We start from the raw sequence: 21,373 nt of genomic DNA on the forward strand, positions 1-21,373 counted from the left end.
CCCTGTCGACCCTAACGCCCGAGGTCAGGCCGTGGATGGTCGTTCCGCTCACAGCAGCGCGGAGGCCGGGACTGACCGAGCGGTCACAAAGGGGGTAGGTTGCTGATCGAATTGGGTCCATACGCCGGCACCGCACGATGAGGCAGGAGGTCCGATGTCCGGGACTACCACCGCACCTCTGCGAGTCGAGATCTATTCGCTGTACGGCGACGCCAAGCCCAGTGAGGCCGCCTCGCCCAGCCTGCGCGGCTCCCTGCCCGCCCGGGCCGTCCAACAGTGCCCGCCGGTCGCCATCGCCTCGGGGTTCGGCTGGTACGTCTACCCGCCGACCGACTTCGCGCTGCGCTGGGACGGGCAGGACACCGAGTGGACGCTGCTGACGGAGAACGAGCCGGCCCAGTGGCGTTCGCTCGCCGGTGGTTACGACGGCAAGCTGCCGGACGCGGCCGGCCAGTTGCAGGCGGCGCCCGAGCAGTTCCACGGTGACCTGGACATCTTCGACAGGTACGGCGCGAGCATCCCGTTCCTCGACGCCGACCCGCGTGCCGCCAACACGATCGAGCTGGTCACCGGCGTGGTGGCGCGTACGTCCCCGGGCTGGTGCCTGATGGCCCGGGGCGTGCCGAACTGGCCCGCCCAGCGCGGCGTGCAGCTCTACGAGGGCGTGGTCGAGACCGACTGGTACACCTCGCTGCTGCCCACCATCCTGCGGCTCACCGAGGTGGGGCAGGTGGTGCGCTTCTACCGGAACATCCCTCTCATGTGCCTGCAACCGGTGCACCGGTCGACGCTGGAGGCCTTCCGGCAGGCCGAACTGGTCACCGGGGAAGGGCTGCCGGCGTGGCCGGAGGACGTCTGGTCGGACTTCGTGGCGCTGCGCCGCCGCCGCCAGGATCCGGAGATCCGCAGCAGCTACCGCCGGGAACAGGCCCGCCGGGTCCGGGAGAACGCCGCCTACCAGCCGATCGGGGTAGCGGAAGCGGATCAGCCAATCTGATGCCCGACACCGACGCACAGCTCACGCCGTCGCCCGGTTACCGAGCGCTGTTCCGGCATCCGGTCGCTTCCCGGCTGGTCATCGCCCGGGGCATCTCGGAGCTGGGTGACTTCGTGGGCCTGGCCGCTCTGCTGCTGCTCGCGTACGACCAGACGAACTCGGTCCTCGGCCCGGCTGCGGTCTACGCCGCGCGTACGTTGCCGGCCCTGCTGGTCGCGACCGTCTTCAGCGGCTGGCTGGACGTGCCGGCCCGCCGTACCCTGCTGGTCTGGCTGTCGGTGGCCGGCGCCGCGCTGATCGCCGTGCCCGCGGCGGTCCCCGAGCCGCTGCCGGCGATCGTGGCGGCGGGCCTGCTGGGCGCGGTACGGGCCGCCTACGCGAGCGTCAACGTGGCCGTCGCCGCCGAGGCGGTGGACGCTCCGCTGCGGCTGCCGCTGTTCGGCCTCAGCGCCTTCGCCAACCAGGCGGGCCAGGTCGTCGGCCTGCTCGCGGGGGCCAGTCTGACGGTGGCCCTCGGCTCCCGGGTGGCGCTCCTGATCGACCTCGGGTCGTTCCTGATCGCCGCGGTCGTCCTGACCGGACTGCCGAAGCGCCCCCACCGAGTACGCGGGCCGCGTCCACCGGCGACCGCGGGCGTGCGCATCATCGCCCGCCATCCGGTGCTGCGGGGCGTCGCCCTGCTCACCCTGGCCACGGTGCTGTCCGGCGCGCTCCCGGAGACCCTCGCGCCGGATCTGGCCGGCGGGGCCTGGCGTCCCGCCGTGCTGGCGGCCTCGGCGTTGGGCGGTGCGGTCTTCGTGCTGGTGGTGGGCCGGTCCCGCTGGTTGGGCCGGTTGACCGGTCAGGTGGCGGTCGCCGCGGCGCTGGCCGGCGCGCTGGTGCTGACCGGTGTCCTGGTCGCCGTCGACGCGCCGCTGGGGGCGCTGACGGTCGGCAACGCGTTGATCGGCGCGGGCGGCGGTTGGTTGATCGGGGCGCAGGCCACGTTCGCCCGGCTGGCCCCACCCGAACGGATGGGGCAGGTCGAGGCGACGATCGTCGCGGCGAACATCGTCACCTCGGGGATCGGCATCTTCCTGCTGGGTGGTGTGGCCGCCGTGCTCTCGCCCGCCGCGTCGTACCTGACGGCGGGCGTCGTCCTGCTCGCCGTCGTGCTGCTGACCCGTCTGGGTCGGCCGCCCGCACCGGAGTGACTGGGAAACGACTCCGCCCGCGTCCGTAATCGGACGCGGGCGGAGTACGGGGTTCGGCGGGTCAGCGCTGGAACTGCACCGGCCCCGAGTTGGCGGCCATCCGCTCCAGGCGGGCGACCCGGTCCTCCATCTTCGGGTGGGTGGAGAAGAGGGCGGCCACCGCGCCACCGGCGAACGGGTTGGCGATCATCAGGTGGGCGCTGCTGGTGAGCGTGCCCTGAGCCGGCAGCGGGCGTCGCCGGGCCACGGCATCGATCTTGCGCAGGGCGCTGGCCAGGGCCAGCGGGTCCCGGCTCAACTCGGCGCCGGACTGGTCCGCCTGGAACTCGCGGCTGCGGCTGATCGCCAACTGGATCACGGTGGCCGCGATCGGGCCGAGGATCAGGGTCAGCAGCAGGACGGCCGGGTTCGGCGAGTCCTCGTCGTCCCCGCCACCCAGCGGGATGAACCAGGCGATGTTCGCCAGGAACGTGATGATGCCGGCCAGGCCGGCCGCGACGCTGGAGATCAGAATGTCCCGGTTGTAGACGTGGGACAGCTCGTGTCCGATCACACCGCGCAGCTCCCGGTAGTCCAGGATCTCGGTGATGCCCTGGGTCACGCAGACCGCCGCGTGCTGCGGGTTACGCCCCGTCGCGAACGCGTTGGGCTGGGCGGTCGGGCTCACGTACAGGCGGGGCATCGGCTGCCGCGCCTCGGTCGCCAGTTCGCGCACCATCCGGTACAACTCGGGGAACTGTGCCTCGCTGACCGGTTGCGCCCGCATCGAGCGCAGCGCGATCTTGTCGGAGTAGAAGTAGGAAATGCCGTTGATGCCCAGTGAGATGAGGACGGCGATGACCAGGCCGCCACTGCCACCGAACCCGTAGCCCACCGCGAGGATCAGCGCGGTGAGCAGGCCGAGCAGCGCGGCGGTCTTCAGACGGTTGTGGTGCACGATCTCTCCTTCGGTGCGCGGGTCGCCTCGATCCGCTGACCGGTACAACAACCCGATACCCGTCAACCATCCGTCGGAACGCTGAGAGTTGACTGAGACCCGCTCAGCGGGCGGCGAGATCCAGCACGAGCTGCGGGGCGACGCCGAGCACCACGGCGGCCACGGTGGCCACCGCCAGCACCACCGCCACCACCCCCACCAGGGGTACGGCGACCACGCCGTCTCCGCCCGGCGAGGACCGCGGCGTCCACAGGCCGGCCGTCACCCGCAGGTAGTAGGCGAGCCCGAGCACCGCGTTCAGCGCCACCACCAGCGCCAGCCAGGCCGCGCCGCCGTCCAGCAGCGAACGGACCACCGTCACCTTCGCGAACAGCCCGGCCAGGCCCGGCGGCAGTCCCGCGAGACCCACCAGCGCGAGGCCGAGGGCAGCGCCGCGCCACGGGTGCCGGCGCGCGGCCCCGCGCAGGTCGTCGAGCGTGCCGCCGTCCGCCCCCGCCGGGCGCAGCGCGGTCACCCCGGCGAACGCCGCCAGCTCCAGCACCACGAAGAACACCGCGTACGCCACGGCGGCGGCGTACGCGGCCGACCGCGCCTCGCCCGTGCGGCCGGCCGCCAACGCCAGCGCGCCCAGCGGGGCGAGGATGTAGCCGGCCTGCGCGACCGACGACCAGGCGAGCAGCCGGACGGTACGCCGCTGACGCAGCGCCACCAGATTGCCGACGGTCATCGTGAGCACCGCCAGCAGGGCGAGCACCGGACCGGTCCGGTCCGCCGGCAGCGCCCGCTGCACGACTGCCAGCACCGCCACCAGGCCGCCCAGCTTCGACGCCGTCGACAGGTACGCGGCCACCGGCAGCGGGGCGCCGTCGTAGGTGGCCGGCGCCCAGGCGTGGAACGGCACCGCCGCCACCTTGAAGGCCAACCCGAGCAGCAGCAGCGTCACGGCTGCGGTGGTCAGCGGCAGGTCGCGCAACTCCGGCCGCTCGGCCAGCAGCGCCCCCACCCGGTCGAGGTGCAGCCCGCCGGTCACCGCGTACAGCAGCGCCGCGCCGAGCAGCGTCAGCGTGGTGGCGACCACGCTGACCACGAAGAACGTCACCGCCGCCTCGGCGCTGGCCAGGCTGCCACGACGCAGGCCGACCAGCACGTACAGCGGCAGGGTCAGCGTCTCCAACGCCACGATCAGGGTGATCAGGTCGCCGGCGGCGCCGAGCACCACGCCGCCGGTCATCGAGCAGGCGAGCAGGAAGGCGTACTCCCCCACCGGCGACCGGCCGGCCCGCAGCGCCGGCACCGACAGCCCGAGCACGCCCAGAGTGAGCAGCGCCACCACCGCGCCGACCAGGGCCGCCCGCCCACCGAAGACCCACGAGCAGTCCGCGCCGACACAGAACGTCCGCCGCTCGCCGCCCGCGCCCACCAGCGCGGAGAAGACGGCCGTGCCGAGCGCCCCGAGCGCGGCCACCGCGATCGTGACGCGCGGCCGCGCCAGCACGAGGTCGACCACCAACACGAGTACGGCGGTGCCGGCGGCCAGGTACGCCGGCAGCAACGCCACGCTGTCCACGCTCTGCACGACGCTCATCGGTCCGCCCTCGGTCGCGGCGCGCTTCTCGTGCTCACCTGTGGATCACCTCGATGAGGGCGTCGACGGGCGCCTCGGCGACGCCGAGGACAAGCGCCGGAACCAGACCGATCGCCAGCGCGAGCAGCACCAGCGGCGCCCACGCGGTCAACTCCGCGCCGGCCAGGCCCGCGCCGACGCCGCCCACCGCGGGGCTCGGCCGGCCGTGGGTGACCTGGCGCAGCAACCGCAGGAAGTACGCGGCCGTGAGCGCGCCGCCGACCGCCGCGAGCACTCCGAGGGTCAGCCACAGCGGACCACCCACCTGAATCGCCGCGACCACCGCGAACGCCTCCCCCCAGAAGCCGGCCAGCCCGGGTAGGCCCAGCGACGCGACGGCCGCGAACGCCAGCAGACCGGCGAGGCGGGGCGCGGTCTCCCGCAGCCCGGACAACTCGGCGAGAGCGCCCGTGCCGGTGCGGTCCTTCACGGCCCCGGCCAGGAAGAACAGCAGGCCGGTGATCACCCCGTGGGCCACGTTGCCGATCAGGGCCGCCTGGACGCCGGTGGCGGTCAGCGTGGCGACGCCCAGCAGGACGAAGCCCATGTGCCCCACGCTGGAGTACGCGATGAGCCGCTTCACCTCGACCTGGGCCAGGCAGACCAGCGAGCCGACCAGGATCGCGGCGACCGCCAGCACGCCGAGCACCGGGGCCGCCCAGCGGGCGCCCTCCGGGGCCACCCCCACGGCGACCCGGATCAGCCCGTACGTGCCCATCTTGAGCAGCACCCCCGCCAGCACCACGCTGCCCACCGTCGGGGCCTGCGTGTGCGCGTCGGGCAGCCAGGAGTGCAGCGGCCAGAGTGGACTCTTCACCGCGAACGCGAGCGCGAACAGCGTGAACGCGGCCAACTGGGTGTTCCGGGACAGCCCCGCCCCGCCGGTCAGGGCCACGATGTCGGCGGTGCCCGCGGCGGCGACCACGACGTACACGCCGACCAGCAGCAGCACCGAGCCGACGAGGGTGTACAGCACGAACTTGCGGGCCGCCCGACGCCGGTCGGCACCGCCCCAGCCGGCGATGATCGCGTACATCGGCAGCAGGACTACCTCGAAGAACAGGAAGAACAGCACCAGATCCAGGGCGAGGAACGTGCCGAGGATGCCCACCTCGACGACCAGCAGCAGCGCCACCAGCGCCCGTCCGCTGCCGCCGTCGGGCACCCGCCAGAGCGAGTACGCGCAGCAGAGCAGCGTGAGCAGCGCGGTCAGCACCACCAGCGGCCAGGAGATGCCGTCGACGCCGAGGTGGAAGCGCAGATCCAGGCCGGACGCCCAGGGCAGGTCCACCTGGTGCCAGGGGCGCACCGCCGGCGTACCGGCCGACCAGGCCAACCAGTCCCGTCCACCGGACACCAACGCCACGGCGGCCAGCAGGGTCAGCGCCGCCGCGGCCGTACCGACGATCCGCGCCGCCCGGTCCCGGGGCGTCGCCGCCACCCCGACCGCGCCCAGCGCCGGCACCACCAGCACGGCGACGAGCAGCACCTGTCCGAACGTCATGACACCGCCCCCAGCACGGCCGCCGCCAGGCCGATCAGCAGCGCGCCGGCCAGCACGCCGGCGGCGGCCCGGGGCAGCGCCGCCCGGTGCAACGCGGCCAGCCCGGCCCCCAGACCGGTGGCGGCCCGGCCGCTGCCCTCCACGGCCCCGTCCACCACCACCTCGTCGCCGGTACGCGCGAGGCGGGCCAGCGCCCGGACGGGGCGTACGACAAGGGTGTGCTGGACGTCGTCGAGCCGGAACGCGCGGGCGAAGACCGGCCGCAGCGGACCCAGCGCGGTCGCCGGATCGGCGGCCTCGTCCCGCCGCCAGCGCGCCCACACCAGCCCCGCGCCCACCAGCAGCAGCGCCAGCGGCAGCAGTAGCCCCGGCCCGACGTGGACCAGGCCGTCCTCCGCGCCCGCTACCGGCACGGTGGCGAACCGCAGCCGGTCGGCGAACGCGCCGACGAACCCGGCCAGGCCCAGCAGCGCGGCCGGCACGGCCAGCAGCAGCACCGGCCAGCGCAGCACCGCCGGCGGGTCGTGCGGGTGGACCAGCGGCAGCCGGGGCTCGCCGAAGAAGGTCCGCAGCAGCAGTCGCCCGGCGTACCAGGCGGTGATCGCCACGCCGAGCAGCCCGGCCAGCCAGACCAGCCAGCCCACCCACGACGGCGCGGGGCCGGTACCCTCCAGCGCGGCCGACTCGGCGACCGTCAGCACGCCGTCCTTGCTCCAGAAGCCGCCCAGTGGAGGCACCCCGGCCAGCGCGCCGAGACCGATCACCGTGCACCAGAACGTCGCCGGCATGGTCCGACGCAGCCCACCCATCTCCGACATCAGCGTGGTGCCCACCGCGTGGATCACCGCACCTGCCGCGAGAAACAACAGCGCCTTGAACGCGGCATGGGTGAGCAGGTGGAACAGTGCCGCCGACGGCGAACCGACGGCCAGCGCGCCGGTCATGTAACCCAGTTGGCTGACGGTCGACCAGGCCAGGACCCGCTTGATGTCGTCCTGCGCGGTGGCGGCGAGCGCCCCGAGCAGCAGGGTGATCGCGGCGAGCACCCCGAGCACCGTCAACGTCACCGGAGCGGCCGTGAACAGCGGGTAGAGCCGGGCCACCGCGTACACCCCGGCGGCGACCATCGTCGCGGCGTGGATCAGCGCGGAGATCGGCGTCGGGCCGGCCATGGCGTCCGGCAGCCAGGTGTGCAACGGGAACTGTGCGCTCTTACCGGCCACACCGGCGAGCAGCAGCAGGCCGGCGGCGGTCAGGGTCGCCCCGGAATGGTCGTGCGCGAGCACGTCGGCGATCCGGAAGCTGCCCGTCGACACCCCGAGCAACGCGATGCCGAGCAGGAAACCGACGTCACCGACCCGCGTCACCAGGAACGCCTTCATGGCGGCGGCCGGCGCGCCCGCCAACCGGCGGTCGTGGGCGATGAGCAGATACGAGCAGAGGCCCATCACCTCCCAACCCACCAGCAGCATGATCAGGTCGCCGGCGACCACCACCAGCAGCATCGCCCCCGTGAAGAGACTGATCTGGGCGGCGTACGGCGGATAGCGGTGGTCGACGTCGACGTCGTCGTGCGGACCGCGCCGCAGGTAGCCGATCGAGTAGACCTGCACGGCCAGGGCCACCGCGGCGACCGCCACGGCGACCAGCGCGGCGGCGCCGTCCAGGCGTACCCCCAGGGTCACCGCCAGCCCGCCGAAGTCGACCCAGGTCGTCGACGTCTCCGTCGGACCGTCGACGGTCAGCAGCAGGGCCACGGCCAGCGCCAGCGCGGCGGCGGCACCGGCCACGCCGATCGTCACGGCCGCCGTTCGGGCCCGGTCGCCGCCGACCGCGCCGCCGCGATGCCGGGGGGCCGGCGGCAGCAGCAGACCGACCAGACCGGCGAGCAGCGGTACGGCGGGCAGCGCCGCCCCGAGCAGCCCGGTCACCGGGTCGCCTCCGCGTCCCGCTCGACGGCGGCGGCCGGTTCGGTCAACGCCACATCGTCCACCGCCACCGTGGACCGCAGGCGGTAGAGCTGGAGCACGATCGCCAACCCCACCCCGATCTCGGCGGCGGCGAGCACGATGACGAACAGCGCGAACACCTGCCCGGAGTGCGGCAGGACCGCGCGGACCGTGGTGTCCGCGGTGACCAGGATCAGGTTCACCGCGTTGAGCATTAACTCGACCGACATGAGCACCAGCACGGCGTTGCGTCGACGCAGCACGCCGTACACGCCGAGGCCGAACAGCAACGCGGCGGTGACGTACGGGACGACCGGCCTCACCGACGCCCCCCGGAGGCCAGTTCCTCTGCCGGCGCGGGCGCGTCCTCGCCACGGCGGCCGATGTCGGGCCGGGACAGCACCACCGCGCCGACCAGGGCGGACAGCAGCAGGACGGAGAGCACCTCGAACGGCAGCACCCAGGAGGAGAAGATCTGCTCCCCCAGCCGCTCGGCCGTGCCCGCGTCGGGCAGCGCGACGGCGCTCCACCGGTACGCGTCGACCAGCAGCACACTCAGCCCTAGCCCGGCCCCGCCCCCGATCAGCGCGGCGGGCCAGCCGGGCCGGTCCAGGTCGTCGGACGCCCCGATCGGGGCCCGCGTCAACATCACCGCGAACAGCAGCAGCACCACCACCGCGCCCACGTAGATCAGCACCTGGACCCAGGCGACCAGCTCCGCGCCGAGCACCAGATAGTCGCCGGCCAGCGCGCCCAGGCACACCACCAGGTAGAGCCCCGCCCGGACCAGGTGCTTGGTGGTCACCACCAGCACACCGGCGCCGACCGCCACCGCGCCCAGCGCGAGCAGCAGCAGATCCGCGCCGGTCACCGGGCCGCCCCCGCGGCTCGGGCGGTCACGACGCCGGGCCCTCGTCGCCGGGGCGTACCGCCGGTGGGATCGACCGCGCGGCCTTGCGCGCGGCGGCGGTCTCCTCCTTGGCCGGCTCGCCGTTGGGGTCGTGCGCTGGCGGCGGCGGAACCGTCGCCATCCACTGGCCGAGGTGGTCCTTGTCGTGCAGCAGGTCCTTGATGTCGTACTCGGCGTACTCGAACTCCGGCGACCAGTAGAGCGCGTCGAACGGGCAGACCTCGATGCAGATGCCGCAGTACATGCAGAGCGAGAAGTCGATGTCGAACCGGTCGAGCACGTTGCGCTGGCGGGGACGGGCGGCGCCGGGCACCGCCAGCTCCTCCTTGTGCGAGTCGATGTAGATGCACCAGTCCGGGCACTCGCGGGCGCAGAGCATGCAGACCGTGCAGTTCTCCTCGGACAGCGCGATCACCCCACGCGAGCGCGGCGGTAGCTCGGGGGCGACGTCCGGGTACTGCTGCGTGGTCGAGCGGCTGGTCATCGTCTTGAGGGTGACCGCCAGCCCCTTCACCAGACCGGCGCCGGGCAGGCCGCGCTCGCTGGCGCCGCCGGCCGGATCGCCGCGCTCGCTGGAATCGGTCATGTGGACCATCCTGCCCTGTGGCCCCGGCGCGCGCGACCACCACCCACAGGTCCGCGGCGGTACCGTGGTCGCGGGGAGAACGACCGCACCGGAAAGGACCCGTCGATGACCGCCGCGCTGCACGACGACGTTCCGCCGCCGGGCGAGTGGACGACCGACGCCTTGGACGCCCTACCCGACGACGGCCGCCCACGCCCCGAACTCCTGGACGGAAACCTGCTCGTGTCGCCCTCCCCCAAGCGACTCCACCAGTCCATCGCGCTCCTGCTGGGCTCGGCCATGCTGGAAAGTTGCCCGAGCGACCTCGACGTGACGCAGGGTGTCGAGGTACGCATTTCGCGGAAGCGCTCCTTCATCCCCGATTTGCTGGTCACCTACCTCGACGCCGCGCAGCGGAATCCGTCGCATTATCTGCCGGATCAGGTCCTTCTGGTGGTTGAGATCGTTTCAGAGGGATCCCGCAGCATCGATCGAGTGCTCAAACCGGCCCTCTATGCCGAGGCGGACATCCCCTACTTCTGGCGAATAGAAACCGAGGCGGGCATCGTCGTGCACAGCTACAAACTCGACGCCATGAAGCAGGTCTACATCGAGCAGGACCGGCTCACCGACGGGATCCTCGTGCCGGAGCCCTGGGAGATGGACATTCCGCTGGAGAGAATCACGCCGCGGAGCCGCTGAGGCCGCCGGCCGGCGGCACCATCTCGACGCCGAGCTGCTGAAGGAGTTGGAGCAGCTCGTTGCAGCTCCACACGTCGATGATCCGGCCGGCGGTGTCGAAGCGCAGGAACGTCGCCCCCGAGTAGCTGACCACCTGCCCGGTCGGCGGCACCGGCCCGAACTGCCCGGCGTGCGTGCCGGCAGCCCGCCAGTGCACGGCCACCCGCCCACCCGCGGCGACCACGTCGACGATCTTGTAGCGGAGGTCCGGGAAGGCCTCCCGGCGCTCGCGGTGCCAGGCCAGCGTCGCATCCGGCCCCGTCCCGCCCAGCCCCGGACACTCCTCGGCGATCAGCTCGTACACCGACTCCTCCCGACGCGCGTTCCACACGTCGGCGATGAGGCGCCGGGCCGCCGTCTCCACATCCGTCATGACGGCAGGGTAGCTCCGGCCAGCACCGGAGACAGCCGAGGTTCGCCCGTACCGAGCCAGGTACCCGGATTTCGGCGAGGATGGGCGGTGAGGGCAACCGGAGCCGGAGGGCGGACGACGTGGCGCAGACAGGCGGGAAGTACGTCGAGCCGGGTGGCGAGTTCACCCGGGACCAGCGGTACATCGCCACGCGGATCACCGCGGACGGGCGGGACGGTTACCCGGTGGAGCCCGGCCGGTACCGGCTGGCGGTCAGCCGAGCCTGCCCGTGGGCCAACCGCCTCGTCATCGTGCGACGGCTGCTCGGCCTGGAGGACGCCATCTCGATGGCGATCGCCGGCCCCACGCACGACGCCCGGAGCTGGACCTTCGACCTCGACCCCGGTGGGCGCGACCCGGTGCTCGGCATCGAGCGCCTCCAGGAGGCGTTCTTCGCGCGCTTCCCCGACTACGAGCGGGGCATCACCGTGCCGGCGATGGTGGACGTACCCACCGGGCAGGTGGTGACCAACGACTACGCGCAGATGAGCCTGGACCTGTCCACCGAGTGGACGCCGTACCACCGCGAGGGCGCCCCGCAGCTCTACCCGTCGCACCTGCGCGAGCAGATCGACGAGGTCAACGACGTGGTGTTCCGGGACGTCAACAACGGCGTGTACCGGTGCGGGTTCGCCGGCAGCCAGGAGGCGTACGACAAGGCGTACCACCGGCTGTTCGACCGGCTGGACTGGTTGACCGAGCGGCTGACCAATCAGCGGTACCTGGTCGGCGACACCATCACCGAAGCCGACGTGCGGCTGTTCACCACGCTGGCCCGCTTCGACCCCGTCTACCACGGACACTTCAAGTGCAACCGGCAGAAGCTGAGCGAGATGCCGGTGCTGTGGGCGTACGCCCGGGATCTGTTCCAGACCCCCGGGTTCGGCGACACCATCGACTTCGACCACATCAAGCGGCACTACTACGAGGTGCACCGCGACATCAACCCGACGGGGATCGTTCCGCTCGGCCCCGACCTGTCGAACTGGCTCATCCCGCACGGCCGGGACGCCCTGGGCGGCCGCCCCTTCGGCGACGGCACCCCACCCCCACCCCCGGCCGAACCGGTAGACCCCACCCACACCCCGCTCCGCTAACCCGCCCGCGCCCCGCCCCGAGCCCGCCCGTGTCCCGCCCCGTCCCTGCCCTGCCCGCCCGTGTCCCGCCGATCTTGCACTTTCTGTCGTCGAGATGAGCGGGATGCCCCTTATGCGGCCGCAGTAAGTGCAAGATCGCGGGTCACCACCGCCCGGCCTCGTCGATCATGGACTTGTGGTGCCCGATTTGGGGATTGACAGGCGCTTTGTCACCCACCACAACTTCATGATCGAGGGGCGGGGCGGGGCGGGGCGGGGCGGGGCGGGGCGGGGCGGGGCGGGGCGGGGCGGGGGTGGGGGTGGGGGTGGATTAGAGGGCTACTCGGACTGCTGCGGTCAGGACCAGTTGGGCCAGGGAGGCGGGGACCAGGACCAGCCAGCAGAGGCGTTGGAGTTGGTCCTCGCGCAGGCGGGGGTAGGAGACCCGAAGCCAGATGATCACGAAGGCCACGGCGGCGATCTTGAGCAGGGTCCAGAGCCAGCCGAGCTGGTCGTCGGCGAACGGCCCCTGCCAGCCGCCCAGGAACAGCACCGTGGTCAGCGCGGCGATCACCACGATGCCGACGTACTCGGCGAGCAGGAAGAACGCGAACCGCAGACCCGTGTACTCGGTCATGTAGCCGAACACCAGCTCCGAGTCGGCCACCGGCATGTCGAACGGCGGCCGGCGGATCTCGGCCAGACCCGCGACGAAGAAAATGATCATCGCGGGCGCCTGCCACAGCAGCCACCAGGGCTGCCACGCCTCGACGATGCCGGACAGGCTGAGCGTGCCGGCCGCCATCGCCACCGACGCGGCGGCCAACACCAGCGGCAGCTCGTAGCCGAGGAGCTGGGCGGCCCCGCGCAGCCCGCCGAGCAGGCTGTACTTGTTTGCCGACGCCCACGCCGACATGAGCACCGCCACCACACCGATGCCGACGACGGCCAGCACGAAGAACAGACCGATGTCCAACGGTTGCCCGACCAGGTCGTTCGGGCCGAGCGGAATGACCAGCAGCACCAGCAGGTAGGGCACCAGCGCCACCGCGGGGGCCAGCCGGAACACCGCCCGGTCCGCCTCGCGCGGGGTGATGTCCTCCTTCTGCACGAACTTCACACCGTCCGCCACGAGCTGCGCCCAACCGTGGAAGCCGCCCGCGTACATCGGGCCGAGCCGGCCCTGCATGTGCGCCATCACCTTGTGCTCGGCCTGACCGACCAGCAACGGCAGGGTGAGGAACGCGACCACCACGCCGCCGATCCGGAGCACCAGCTCCACCCAGAGCGGCATCAGCGCGTACCCCCGTCGTCGTCGCCGTCGTCGCGCGCCGCCGGGTCCGCGACCGGCTCGAGCCGCGCGGACCCCGCCGGGCCGTCGGCGGCGTCGGCAACCCGGGGAGTACGCGCCGGACGGGCCCCCGGAGCGGGCCGCGCCGGACGGTCACCGGCCGGTCGGGCCGGGGTGCCGCCGCGCGGTCCCTCCCCGACGCCACCCGCGCCGGCCGGGGTGGGCGTCGTCCCCCACTCGCCGGGAGCGGGCACGCCCGGCGGGCGGATCGGCCGACGGCCACCGCCGGCCTCCGACTCACCCGGTTCCTTCGCGCCGGGCCAGGGCTTCGCCACCCTGGAGGCGAGCACGAACTCCTTGCGCAGCGGATTGCCCTCGAACTCCGGGGGCAACAGCAGCGGTCGCAGCTCACCGTGCCCGGCGAAGTCGATGCCGAACATCTCGTGGGTCTCCCGCTCGTGCCAGGCGGCGCCGGGGAAGATGTCCACCACCGAGGCCACCGAGGGCGCGTCGCGGGGCACCCGGGTGCGCAGCAGCACGCCGTGCCGCAGCCGCGTCGACCAGAGGTGCGCGACCACGTCAAAGCCCTCGGCCAGCTCGTCGACCGCCGACAGCCAGTCGAAGAAGTCGCAGGCCAACTCGGTGTCGTCGCGGGCGGCGCGGACGGCGGCCGACCAGCTCGCCGGCGGTACGTCGACGGTGGCCCGGGCGAACCGCTGCCCGCCGGAGACCGACGCGGTCGCCTCGACCGGCGCGAGCAACGCGACCAGTCGACCGCCGACCTCTTCTGACGTCATGCCGCTGATCCTAGGGTCTGTTTCAGGAGGGCGGTCGAGCCGAGGCGAGGTCCCGCCGCAGGCCGACCAGTTCTTGTGAGACGGACCCGGGGTGCCGAGCCGACCCACGGTCCACGACCGGCCTCCGGTGACCTTCCGGCTTTACCGGCGGTTGTCCCGCCCACGGGGAAAGATGAGGGCGTGCGCGCTGTGACGGTGAAACCCGGGCAAGCCAACTCGCTGAGCCTCGTCGAGGATCAGCCGGAGCCGGCGTCCGAGGAGGGCGCTGTCCTGGTCGAGGCCCTGGCCGTGGGCATCTGCGGCACCGACCACGAGATCATCGCGGGCGACTACGGCGAGGCGCCGCCGGGTGCCGATCGGCTCGTCATCGGGCACGAGTCGCTGGGCCGGGTGCTCGACGACCCGACCGGCACCCTGCAACCCGGTGACCTGGTGGCCGGCATCGTCCGGCATCCCGACCCGGTGCCCTGCCCCAACTGCGCGGTCGGCGAGTGGGACATGTGTCGCAACGGTCAGTACACCGAGCACGGCATCAAGGCGCTGCCCGGTTTCGCCCGGGACCGTTGGCGGATCGAGCCAGAGTTCGCGGTCAAGCTCGACCCGGCGCTGGCCCAGGTCGGCGTGCTGTTGGAGCCGACCAGTGTGGTGGCGAAGGCGTGGGACCACATCGAACGGATCGGGCACCGGGCCGAGTGGCAGCCGCAGACCGTCCTGGTGACCGGGGCCGGGCCGATCGGGCTGCTGGCGGCGCTGCTCGGCGCCCAGCGCGGGCTCACCGTCCACGTGCTGGACCGGGCCACCGACGGGCCGAAGCCGGAGCTGGTCGCCGGGCTGGGCGCCACCTACCACGCGGTGCCGGTCAACGACCTGCCCTTCGAGCCGGACGTGGTGATCGAGTGCACCGGCGCGCCCACGGTGGTCCTGGACGTCATGTGCAAGGCCGCGCCGAACGGGATCGTCTGCCTGGCCGGGGTGTCCAGCGGCGGCCGGAGCATCGACTTCGACGCCGGGGCGCTCAACCGGGCGCTGGTGCTGGAGAACAACGTGGTGTTCGGCTCGGTGAACGCCAACCGGCGGCACTGGAACATGGCGGCCCAGGCCCTCACGCGCGCCGACCAGGTCTGGCTGTCGTCCCTGATCACCCGGCGGGTGCCGGTGAACAGGTACGCCGACGCGTACACGGCCGGGCCGGACGACATCAAGGTCGTGCTCGAGTTCGCCTCGTAGCTAGATCCCCGGTAGCCGGCCGTTGCGGAACAGGTCCACGAAGAGCTGGTGGTCCTGCCGGGCGCGCACCCCGTACGCGTGCGCGAAGTCCACCAGATGGGTGACGAACCCCGACTCGTCGGCGTCCACGGCAGCGACGATCGCCTCCTCAGTGGAGTAGTCCACGAGGTCGTGGCTTGACTCGTCGTCGGCGACCGAGTGCATCCGGGCCACCGCCCGGCCGAGGTCGGCCAGCACCCCGGTCAGCTCGTCCGGCTCGTTCACGTCGGCCCAGTCCAGATCGCCGGCGTACGGGGAGACCTCGGCGACCAGTTGACCCGCCCCGTCCAGCTCGGTGTAACCCAGCCACGGGTCGGCGTGCGCCTGCAACGCGCGCTGCGACTCGGCGGTCCGGTGACCCTGGTGCCGGAAGTAGCCGGCCACCGACTCGTCGGTGCTGTAGCGGGCCACCGCCGGGACCTGCGCCTGCTTCATGTAGATCAGCACGTCGTTCTCCAGCGCCTGCGTGTGCCCCTCCAGCAGCAGGTTGTACGACGGCAGCCCCGCCGAGCCGATGCCCACACCCTTGCGCAGCACCACGTCCTTGATCCGGGCGGCCCCCGGACGCAGCCGGGCGGTGGCGGCGGGCAGGGTCTCCAGGTACTCCTCGAAGGCGGCGAGCACCCGGTCCCGGGTCGTGGCGTCGACCTCGAAGACGCCGTCGGTGACGGAGAACCGCCGCTCGTAGTTGTCGACGGTGGTCTGCGCGGCGAGCAGGTCGACCCTCGTGTTGAGGCGGGCCTGCTGGAGCACCCGGCGCAGCACCCCGTCGGCGTTGTCCAGGGTGATCGAGCCGATGGCGTCGTCCCCGCCGGCGGCGATCGCCCGCAACTCGGTCAGGTAGGCGCGGGCGAAGCCGGTGACCAGTTCTTCGATCACCGTGTCGGAGAGGGCCTTGCTGTAGCCGAGCAGCGCCACGCTGGCCACGAACCGCCGCAGATCCCAGGTGAACGGGCCGACGTACGCCTCGTCGAAGTCGTTGACGTTGAACACCAGTTGGCCGGACGCGTTCATGTACGTGCCGAAGTTCTCCGCGTGCAGGTCCCCGTGGATCCACACCCGGCCGGTCCGCTCGTCGAGGAACCGGTCGTCGGCGAAGTCACCCCGCTGGTCGGCGTAGAACAGCGCGGCGCTGCCTCGGTAGAAGGCGAACGGCGACGCGGCCATCTTGCGGAACTTGCGGCGGAAGGCCGCCGGGTCGACCGCCATCGACGCGCCGAACTCCGCGCTGAGCACATCGATGATGTGGTCCGAGCGCTGGTCCCCTGAGCTGCTCATAGTCCGCAGGCTAGCCCTGCCCGGCCACCCGGGGTCAGCCCGCGTCGGGTGGGCGTACGGGTGGGGCCGTGAGGGAGTCGACCGAGCGCGGGGCGCTGGCCTCGGCCGGCGCGGCGAGCAGGTCCCGCTGCGGCACTCCGCCGATGCCGGACTGCTCGGCGGCGATCTTCTCCTGAAGACGCAGGATGCCGTGCAGCAACGCCTCCGGACGGGGCGGGCAGCCGGGTACGTAGACGTCGACCGGGATGAGCTGGTCGACGCCCTTGGTCACCGAGTACGAGTCCCAGTAGGGGCCGCCGCAGTTGGAGCACGCGCCGAACGAGATGACGTACTTCGGCTCGGGCATCTGGTCGTAGAGCCGCTTGATGGCCGGGGCCATCTTGTCGGTCACCGTGCCGGAGACCACCATGAGGTCGGCCTGTCGGGGGCCGTGGGCGAACGGGATCACGCCGAGCCGGATGAAGTCGTGCCGGCCCATGCTGGTGGCGATGAACTCGATCGCGCAGCAGGCCAGGCCGAAGTTGAAGACCCAGAGCGAGTAGCGGCGCCCCCAGTTCAGCACGAACCGGATCGGCTCACCGAGCACTGCCGGTAGCTGCACGGACGTCCCCTCTCCTCACCCCACAGTGAATCACAGCCGGCTGTCACGGACCGGACAGGCAACCCCACCGGGTCCGACCGCAACCGGCGGGCACAGCCGAGTGTGTGACCGGTGCTGGCGAACACGCCGCCGGCGGTCACCACGGGGAGGACGAGTGCTTGTGACAGGAGAAGTACGGGTGGGCGGGCCGCCACCCGACCCACCGGGAAGCCCTCTGCCCGCGACCGCCGAACTGGTCTTCGACGACTTCTACCACGCCCACTTCCGATCGCTGGTGGTGCAGCTCACCGCGTACACGGGTGATCGTGGGCAGGCGCAGGACCTGGTTCAGGAGGCGTTCTGCCGGGCGTACGCGAACTGGGGTCGGCTCGCCCGGTACGACGACCCGCTGGCCTGGGTACGCCGGGTCGCCTGGAACCTCGGCCACAACCGCTGGCGGCGGCTGCGGACCGCGCAGGCCTGGCTGCTGCGGCAACGGGAGACACACGTCGCCGAGCCGAGCCCGGACCGGGTCGCCCTCGACACCGCGTTGGCCAAGTTGCCGCCGAAGCAGCGCCGGGCCGTCGTACTGCACTACCTCGCCGACCTGACGGTCGCCGAGATCGCCGCCCAGGAACGGGTCGCCGAGGGGACCGTCAAGTCCTGGCTGCACCGGGGACGGGCGGCCCTCGCGACGCACCTGCGCGACACCACCGAGGAGGTGCGAGATGTCTGAGCAGGAGATCCTCGACCTCGCCGAAGAGTTCGCCCACTACCGCCGTACCGTGCTGGAGGAGGTCGAGGTGCCCGGGCCGGCCGCCGTGCGGCGGACGGCGCGAGGCCGCGGCCGTCGCCGGTTCGCCACCACCACCGCGACGGTGCTCGCGCTGTTCGGCGGGGCCGCCCTCGGGTACGCGACGATGAACGGCCCGGACCGCGAGCCGGGGCCGGTGGATCCCACGCCCACGCTGTCCGCCAGCCCGTCGGCGACCGCGACCGTCAGTGCGACGGCCAGCCCGTCGACCACGGCCTCGAGCGGCGCCGCCAGCCCGACCCGCGCGGCCCCGGACGGCCGGATCAGCCGAGGCCAACTGCTCGCCGCGACCGTGTCGCTGCCCGCCTGGACCACCCCGGCGGACTGCCCGACCGGCCGGGTGCGGCTGGGTGCCGAACCCGCCCGGGACGACGTCAACGAGCTGGTGACACTCGACCACGGCGACCTGGACGGTGATGGCGCGACCGAGACGGTCGCCCTGGTCCGCTGCGTGTTCGGCACCCGTGGGCCGTTCCAGGTGGTCGCGTTCGACCGCGACGTGGCGGGGCGGGTCGTCACCCTCGGCCGCGTGACCGGCACCGCTTCCCCCACTCCCGGTTGGGTGACGGACCTGGACGTACGCGACGACGGCGAGGTCCGGGTCGAGGTGCTCGACGTCGCACCCGGCGGCGGCTGGCCGGAGAAGAACTCCCAACGGCAGTGGCGCGGGTACCGCTGGACCGGCGACGCGTTCGAGCAGGTGTCCGGCCCGACCTCGTTCGGTCCCAACCCGCGCTCGACGGACCTGTCCGTCACCGCCACCGACCTCGTGTTGACCGCCGCGTCGGACGGGTCCCGGTCAGGTGCGGTCACCGTACGGATCCGCAACGAAGCGGATCGGACGGCACCCGAGGCGATCCTGACCATGGAGCTGCCGAAGGCCCTGCGACCCGTCGGGGACGGCTGGACGGGCTGCGACATCGAGACGGGGAGCACCGTGCGGGTGTCCTGCCGCCTGAGCGCCGTACGGGGGCACAGCGAGGTGCGGCGGACCCTGGAACTGGGGGTGGCCGCCGGGGCCAGCCTGTCCTCGGGGCAGGCGGAGTTGCGGATCTGGCCAGCGGACCCGGACTGGGACCCCTGGCTGGACAACGACGACAGCGACAACGAGTCGACGTTCGACTATCGCTGAAGGCGCGCGGGGGCGGCCGGTCACCGACCGGCCGCCCCCGACGCAGACCGTCTCAGGCCAGGACGACGCCCGGGCCGGGACCGATCTCACCCGGCGCACCCGGGCCAGGGCCGATCGCCAGCACGACGCCCGGTCCCGGGCCGATCTCACCCGGCGCACCCGGGCCGGGACCGATCGCCAGGGCTGCCGTCGCCACTCCACTCACGCCGAGGGCCAGTCCGGCCGCCGCAGTCAGCCCGGTCATCAGGATCTTCCGCATCGTCATTGCCGTCTCCCGTGTCGTTGGTTGATGAATTGACCGTACGGAAACGGCGAATACCACAAAACCCCCGTTTAGTGATACTTGTCTATACATAAGACTGTTGATTCGTTACGGATCGTGTGCGGCGTTCTCGGACGCTTCAGCGTTGTCCCGGAACAGTCAGTTTCGCGGCAGAAGAGGGCGCAACCACGTCCGCCGTCGGGGAGTGTTACCGGCGCCCGGGGGCACCGGCCTGCGGGCAAACGGGGAGGGGCAGTGACAGCAACGATGGGAGCCCGCGCCAACGAACCGCCGGCGGTGCTGACGTCCGGAGGGTCGAACACGGCGGCGATCGCCTTCGACGACTTCTACCACGCGCACTTCCGCAGCGTCACGGCCCAACTGTGCGCGTACACCGGGGATCTGGGCCACGCGCAGGACCTCGCCCAGGAGGCGTTCTGCCGGGCGCTGGCGCGCTGGGACCGCCTCGTCCGGTACGACGATCCGGTGGCCTGGGTCCGCCGGGTCGCCTGGAACCTGGCCCGCAGCCGCTGGCGTCGGCTCCGCACGGCACGCAACCACCTCCAGCGGCAGCGACGCGTCGAGGCCGAGGTGGACGGCCCGACACCGGACCGGGTGGCCATCGACGCGGCGCTCACGCAACTGCCGCCCAACCATCGACGGGCCGTCATCCTGCACTACCTGGCCGACCTGTCGGTCAGTCAGATCGCCCTGCAGGAAGGAGTGGCCGAGGGCACCGTGAAGTCCTGGCTGCACCGAGGCCGGACCGCCCTGGCCGGACTGCTGGACGAGAACACCGAGGGGGTGTCCGATGTCTGATCTCGACCCACGGCTGCGCGAACGGTTGACCGCGTACCGTACGGACGTCACCGCCCGGGCCGTCGGCCCCGGTCCCGACCAGGCCCGCCGAACCCTGCGCCGTCGGCGGCGGACGAGGGTCGTGGCGGTCGCGGCGGCCGCGGTCGTGCTGGTGTTGGCACCGGTCGTCGCCAACGCCGCGCTGAAGGGCGACCGAACGCCACCGGTACCGGCCGAGTCCGTCGACCCGACACCCCCGCCCACCAGCGCACCGCCGCCCACGCCGTCCGCCACGCCGTCGCCGGACTCCACGCCGTCGGCCGAGTCCGACGCCCCGGACGGCCGGATCAGCCGGACCCAGCTGCTCGCCGCCCGACTGGACCTGCCGGACTGGCCGCAGATCGTGCCGTCGACCTGCACCACGTCGGACGTACGCCTGGTGACCAGCGCGACCGAGACCTGGATTCCGCTGCTTGCGGCTGCGCCGGTGAGCCACGCCGACCTGGACGGGGACGGCGCGCAGGAGACGGTCGCCCTGATCGCGTGCCGCTACGGCGAGTCGCTGGCAAAGCAGGTCGTCGCCTTCGACCGGGACGAGGACGGACGGATCGTGACGCTCGGCCGGGTCGTCCGGACCACCGACGGCATCGAGGACATCCTCGGCTTCACGGTCAGCACCGCCGGTGCCGTGCAGGTACGGGTCGCCGACCTTCAGCCGTGCTGCGACACCCCGGCGTACTGGCCGCAGGAGCAGCGGCGCACCTACCGCTTCCAGGGTGGCCGGTTCATCCAGACCGACGGCCCCACGAAGTTCGGCAAGGATCCCCGGCTCACCGACCTGCGGTTGACCATGACGCACACGCTCGTCGACGCACCGGGCGGCCGCAAGCTGACCACCGTCTTCACCGTCACCAACGGGGGGCGGGTCGATGCGGCACAGGTCGAGTTCCGGGGCTTCGACGTCGGTGAGCCGGCAGGCGGCGACTGGCCCAAGTGCGAGCCGGAGGGCGCGAGTCAGGACGTCAACCGGGTCTGCGTCGTGCCGGGGGTGCCGGCCGGCGAGTCACGGCGCTACACCTTCGTCGACCTGGTGCCCGACCGCTCGGGTGCCGCCGCGATGAAGCGCAGCTTCCACGTCGGGCACATCGACGCCCAGGACCGCCGGTGGCGCGACCTCAACGACAAGGACAACAGGGTGGAACTGCCCGGCGTGCTCTGAGCCGGACATCCGGTGCCCCACCTCGACC

General features: G+C 72.5%; 22 protein-coding genes. 9 read left to right on the plus strand and 13 right to left on the minus strand.

Annotated features, from left to right (window positions below):
• Nucleotides 1-154 precede the first annotated feature (154 nt).
• Complete coding sequence (locus tag ABZ272_RS30235; RefSeq protein ID WP_355053339.1) at nucleotides 155-997, plus strand: DUF6065 family protein; 843 nt, start codon at nucleotides 155-157, stop codon at nucleotides 995-997.
• Complete coding sequence (locus ABZ272_RS30240) at nucleotides 997-2,190, plus strand: MFS transporter (protein ID WP_355053340.1); 1,194 nt, start codon at nucleotides 997-999, stop codon at nucleotides 2,188-2,190. Before ABZ272_RS30235 ends, ABZ272_RS30240 begins: the two co-directional genes overlap by 1 nt.
• A 61-nt stretch (nucleotides 2,191-2,251) precedes the next feature.
• Here the strand turns inward: ABZ272_RS30240 and htpX are convergent, their stop codons facing one another.
• The 7 genes from htpX to ABZ272_RS30275 all read right to left on the minus strand — a co-directional run bounded on the left by htpX (nucleotide 2,252) and on the right by ABZ272_RS30275 (nucleotide 9,709).
• Complete coding sequence (gene htpX / locus ABZ272_RS30245) at nucleotides 2,252-3,127, minus strand: zinc metalloprotease HtpX (protein WP_355053341.1); 876 nt, start codon at nucleotides 3,125-3,127, stop codon at nucleotides 2,252-2,254.
• A gap of 103 nt (nucleotides 3,128-3,230) precedes the next feature.
• Complete coding sequence (locus tag ABZ272_RS30250) at nucleotides 3,231-4,712, minus strand: proton-conducting transporter membrane subunit (RefSeq protein ID WP_355053342.1); 1,482 nt, start codon at nucleotides 4,710-4,712, stop codon at nucleotides 3,231-3,233.
• Nucleotides 4,713-4,746: 34 nt separating this feature from the next.
• Nucleotides 4,747-6,255, minus strand: a complete 1,509-nt coding sequence (locus tag ABZ272_RS30255) for an NADH-quinone oxidoreductase subunit M (protein WP_355053343.1) — start codon at nucleotides 6,253-6,255, stop codon at nucleotides 4,747-4,749.
• The gene (locus ABZ272_RS30260; protein ID WP_355053344.1) at nucleotides 6,252-8,186 is read right to left on the minus strand and encodes an NADH-quinone oxidoreductase subunit L; all 1,935 of its coding nucleotides are present in this window, start codon (nucleotides 8,184-8,186) and stop codon (nucleotides 6,252-6,254) included. Before ABZ272_RS30260 ends, ABZ272_RS30255 begins: the two co-directional genes overlap by 4 nt.
• Complete coding sequence (gene nuoK / locus ABZ272_RS30265; protein ID WP_355053345.1) at nucleotides 8,183-8,527, minus strand: NADH-quinone oxidoreductase subunit NuoK; 345 nt, start codon at nucleotides 8,525-8,527, stop codon at nucleotides 8,183-8,185. Before nuoK ends, ABZ272_RS30260 begins: the two co-directional genes overlap by 4 nt.
• The gene (locus ABZ272_RS30270; RefSeq protein ID WP_355053346.1) at nucleotides 8,524-9,075 is read right to left on the minus strand and encodes an NADH-quinone oxidoreductase subunit J; all 552 of its coding nucleotides are present in this window, start codon (nucleotides 9,073-9,075) and stop codon (nucleotides 8,524-8,526) included. The genes nuoK and ABZ272_RS30270 overlap by 4 nt, the downstream gene beginning before the upstream one ends.
• A 25-nt stretch (nucleotides 9,076-9,100) precedes the next feature.
• Nucleotides 9,101-9,709: an NADH-quinone oxidoreductase subunit I gene (locus ABZ272_RS30275; protein WP_355053347.1), complete on the minus strand. Its 609-nt coding sequence runs from the start codon at nucleotides 9,707-9,709 to the stop codon at nucleotides 9,101-9,103.
• Between the two features lie 96 nt (nucleotides 9,710-9,805).
• On the opposite strand from ABZ272_RS30275, the gene ABZ272_RS30280 reads away from it, so the two are divergent.
• Nucleotides 9,806-10,381, plus strand: coding sequence for a Uma2 family endonuclease (locus tag ABZ272_RS30280; protein WP_355053348.1), 576 nt, complete (start codon nucleotides 9,806-9,808; stop codon nucleotides 10,379-10,381).
• On the opposite strand, the gene ABZ272_RS30285 is transcribed toward ABZ272_RS30280, so the two are convergent.
• Nucleotides 10,362-10,793 carry an ester cyclase gene (locus tag ABZ272_RS30285; protein WP_355053349.1) on the minus strand — a complete coding sequence of 144 codons (432 nt, stop codon included), beginning with the start codon at nucleotides 10,791-10,793 and terminating at the stop codon, nucleotides 10,362-10,364. The genes ABZ272_RS30280 and ABZ272_RS30285 overlap by 20 nt on opposite strands.
• A gap of 80 nt (nucleotides 10,794-10,873) precedes the next feature.
• Between ABZ272_RS30285 and ABZ272_RS30290 the strand changes: the two genes are divergently transcribed.
• Nucleotides 10,874-11,929: a glutathione S-transferase C-terminal domain-containing protein gene (locus tag ABZ272_RS30290; RefSeq protein WP_355053350.1), complete on the plus strand. Its 1,056-nt coding sequence runs from the start codon at nucleotides 10,874-10,876 to the stop codon at nucleotides 11,927-11,929.
• 310 nt (nucleotides 11,930-12,239) lie between these two features.
• On the opposite strand, the gene ABZ272_RS30295 is transcribed toward ABZ272_RS30290, so the two are convergent.
• Both ABZ272_RS30295 and ABZ272_RS30300 read right to left on the minus strand, forming a co-directional pair.
• Nucleotides 12,240-13,202, minus strand: coding sequence for a complex I subunit 1 family protein (locus ABZ272_RS30295; RefSeq protein WP_355053351.1), 963 nt, complete (start codon nucleotides 13,200-13,202; stop codon nucleotides 12,240-12,242).
• A complete protein-coding gene (locus ABZ272_RS30300; protein ID WP_355053352.1) occupies nucleotides 13,202-13,996 on the minus strand; it encodes an NADH-quinone oxidoreductase subunit C in 795 nt (264 codons plus the stop codon). Before ABZ272_RS30300 ends, ABZ272_RS30295 begins: the two co-directional genes overlap by 1 nt.
• Before the next feature lie 180 nt (nucleotides 13,997-14,176).
• On the opposite strand from ABZ272_RS30300, the gene ABZ272_RS30305 reads away from it, so the two are divergent.
• Entirely contained in the window at nucleotides 14,177-15,223 is a 1,047-nt protein-coding gene (locus ABZ272_RS30305; protein WP_355053353.1) for a glucose 1-dehydrogenase, read from the plus strand.
• Here the strand turns inward: ABZ272_RS30305 and ABZ272_RS30310 are convergent, their stop codons facing one another.
• Complete coding sequence (locus ABZ272_RS30310; RefSeq protein ID WP_355053354.1) at nucleotides 15,224-16,540, minus strand: DUF2252 domain-containing protein; 1,317 nt, start codon at nucleotides 16,538-16,540, stop codon at nucleotides 15,224-15,226.
• 34 nt (nucleotides 16,541-16,574) lie between these two features.
• On the minus strand, nucleotides 16,575-17,141 hold the full coding sequence (locus ABZ272_RS30315; protein WP_355053355.1) for an NADH-quinone oxidoreductase subunit B family protein: 567 nt from the start codon (nucleotides 17,139-17,141) through the stop codon (nucleotides 16,575-16,577).
• Nucleotides 17,142-17,319: 178 nt separating this feature from the next.
• Here ABZ272_RS30315 and ABZ272_RS30320 point away from each other — a divergent pair, with 178 nt between their 5' ends.
• Together ABZ272_RS30320 and ABZ272_RS30325 are read left to right on the plus strand one after the other, a co-directional pair.
• Entirely contained in the window at nucleotides 17,320-17,856 is a 537-nt protein-coding gene (locus tag ABZ272_RS30320) for a SigE family RNA polymerase sigma factor (protein ID WP_355053377.1), read from the plus strand.
• A complete protein-coding gene (locus ABZ272_RS30325) occupies nucleotides 17,849-19,066 on the plus strand; it encodes a hypothetical protein (protein ID WP_355053356.1) in 1,218 nt (405 codons plus the stop codon). The genes ABZ272_RS30320 and ABZ272_RS30325 overlap by 8 nt, the downstream gene beginning before the upstream one ends.
• Before the next feature lie 52 nt (nucleotides 19,067-19,118).
• Here ABZ272_RS30325 and ABZ272_RS30330 read toward each other — a convergent pair whose 3' ends face one another.
• Nucleotides 19,119-19,331 carry a hypothetical protein gene (locus ABZ272_RS30330; protein ID WP_355053357.1) on the minus strand — a complete coding sequence of 71 codons (213 nt, stop codon included), beginning with the start codon at nucleotides 19,329-19,331 and terminating at the stop codon, nucleotides 19,119-19,121.
• Nucleotides 19,332-19,595: 264 nt separating this feature from the next.
• Here ABZ272_RS30330 and ABZ272_RS30335 point away from each other — a divergent pair, with 264 nt between their 5' ends.
• Together ABZ272_RS30335 and ABZ272_RS30340 are read left to right on the plus strand one after the other, a co-directional pair.
• Nucleotides 19,596-20,147 carry a SigE family RNA polymerase sigma factor gene (locus ABZ272_RS30335; RefSeq protein WP_355053378.1) on the plus strand — a complete coding sequence of 184 codons (552 nt, stop codon included), beginning with the start codon at nucleotides 19,596-19,598 and terminating at the stop codon, nucleotides 20,145-20,147.
• Nucleotides 20,140-21,345: a hypothetical protein gene (locus ABZ272_RS30340; RefSeq protein ID WP_355053358.1), complete on the plus strand. Its 1,206-nt coding sequence runs from the start codon at nucleotides 20,140-20,142 to the stop codon at nucleotides 21,343-21,345. Before ABZ272_RS30335 ends, ABZ272_RS30340 begins: the two co-directional genes overlap by 8 nt.
• The last annotated feature ends 28 nt before the right edge of the window (nucleotides 21,346-21,373 follow it).

This window comes from Micromonospora sp. NPDC005979, assembly GCF_040614415.1.
Lineage (GTDB): Bacteria > Actinomycetota > Actinomycetes > Mycobacteriales > Micromonosporaceae > Micromonospora.

Excerpts from the sequence above, each read along its gene's own strand:
- ABZ272_RS30235 (WP_355053339.1), top strand. The coding sequence starts at position 155 with ATGTCCGGGACTACCACCGCACCTCTGCGAGTCGAGATCTATTCGCTG.
- ABZ272_RS30240 (WP_355053340.1), top strand. The coding sequence starts at position 997 with ATGCCCGACACCGACGCACAGCTCACGCCGTCGCCCGGTTACCGAGCG.
- ABZ272_RS30250 (WP_355053342.1), bottom strand. The coding sequence starts at position 4,712 with ATGAGCGTCGTGCAGAGCGTGGACAGCGTGGCGTTGCTGCCGGCGTAC.
- ABZ272_RS30255 (WP_355053343.1), bottom strand. The coding sequence starts at position 6,255 with ATGACGTTCGGACAGGTGCTGCTCGTCGCCGTGCTGGTGGTGCCGGCG.
- ABZ272_RS30275 (WP_355053347.1), bottom strand. The coding sequence starts at position 9,709 with ATGGTCCACATGACCGATTCCAGCGAGCGCGGCGATCCGGCCGGCGGC.
- ABZ272_RS30280 (WP_355053348.1), top strand. The coding sequence starts at position 9,806 with ATGACCGCCGCGCTGCACGACGACGTTCCGCCGCCGGGCGAGTGGACG.
- ABZ272_RS30285 (WP_355053349.1), bottom strand. The coding sequence starts at position 10,793 with ATGACGGATGTGGAGACGGCGGCCCGGCGCCTCATCGCCGACGTGTGG.
- ABZ272_RS30290 (WP_355053350.1), top strand. The coding sequence starts at position 10,874 with ATGGGCGGTGAGGGCAACCGGAGCCGGAGGGCGGACGACGTGGCGCAG.
- ABZ272_RS30295 (WP_355053351.1), bottom strand. The coding sequence starts at position 13,202 with ATGCCGCTCTGGGTGGAGCTGGTGCTCCGGATCGGCGGCGTGGTGGTC.
- ABZ272_RS30300 (WP_355053352.1), bottom strand. The coding sequence starts at position 13,996 with ATGACGTCAGAAGAGGTCGGCGGTCGACTGGTCGCGTTGCTCGCGCCG.
- ABZ272_RS30310 (WP_355053354.1), bottom strand. The coding sequence starts at position 16,540 with ATGAGCAGCTCAGGGGACCAGCGCTCGGACCACATCATCGATGTGCTC.
- ABZ272_RS30325 (WP_355053356.1), top strand. The coding sequence starts at position 17,849 with ATGTCTGAGCAGGAGATCCTCGACCTCGCCGAAGAGTTCGCCCACTAC.
- ABZ272_RS30330 (WP_355053357.1), bottom strand. The coding sequence starts at position 19,331 with ATGACGATGCGGAAGATCCTGATGACCGGGCTGACTGCGGCGGCCGGA.
- ABZ272_RS30335 (WP_355053378.1), top strand. The coding sequence starts at position 19,596 with ATGGGAGCCCGCGCCAACGAACCGCCGGCGGTGCTGACGTCCGGAGGG.
- ABZ272_RS30340 (WP_355053358.1), top strand. The coding sequence starts at position 20,140 with ATGTCTGATCTCGACCCACGGCTGCGCGAACGGTTGACCGCGTACCGT.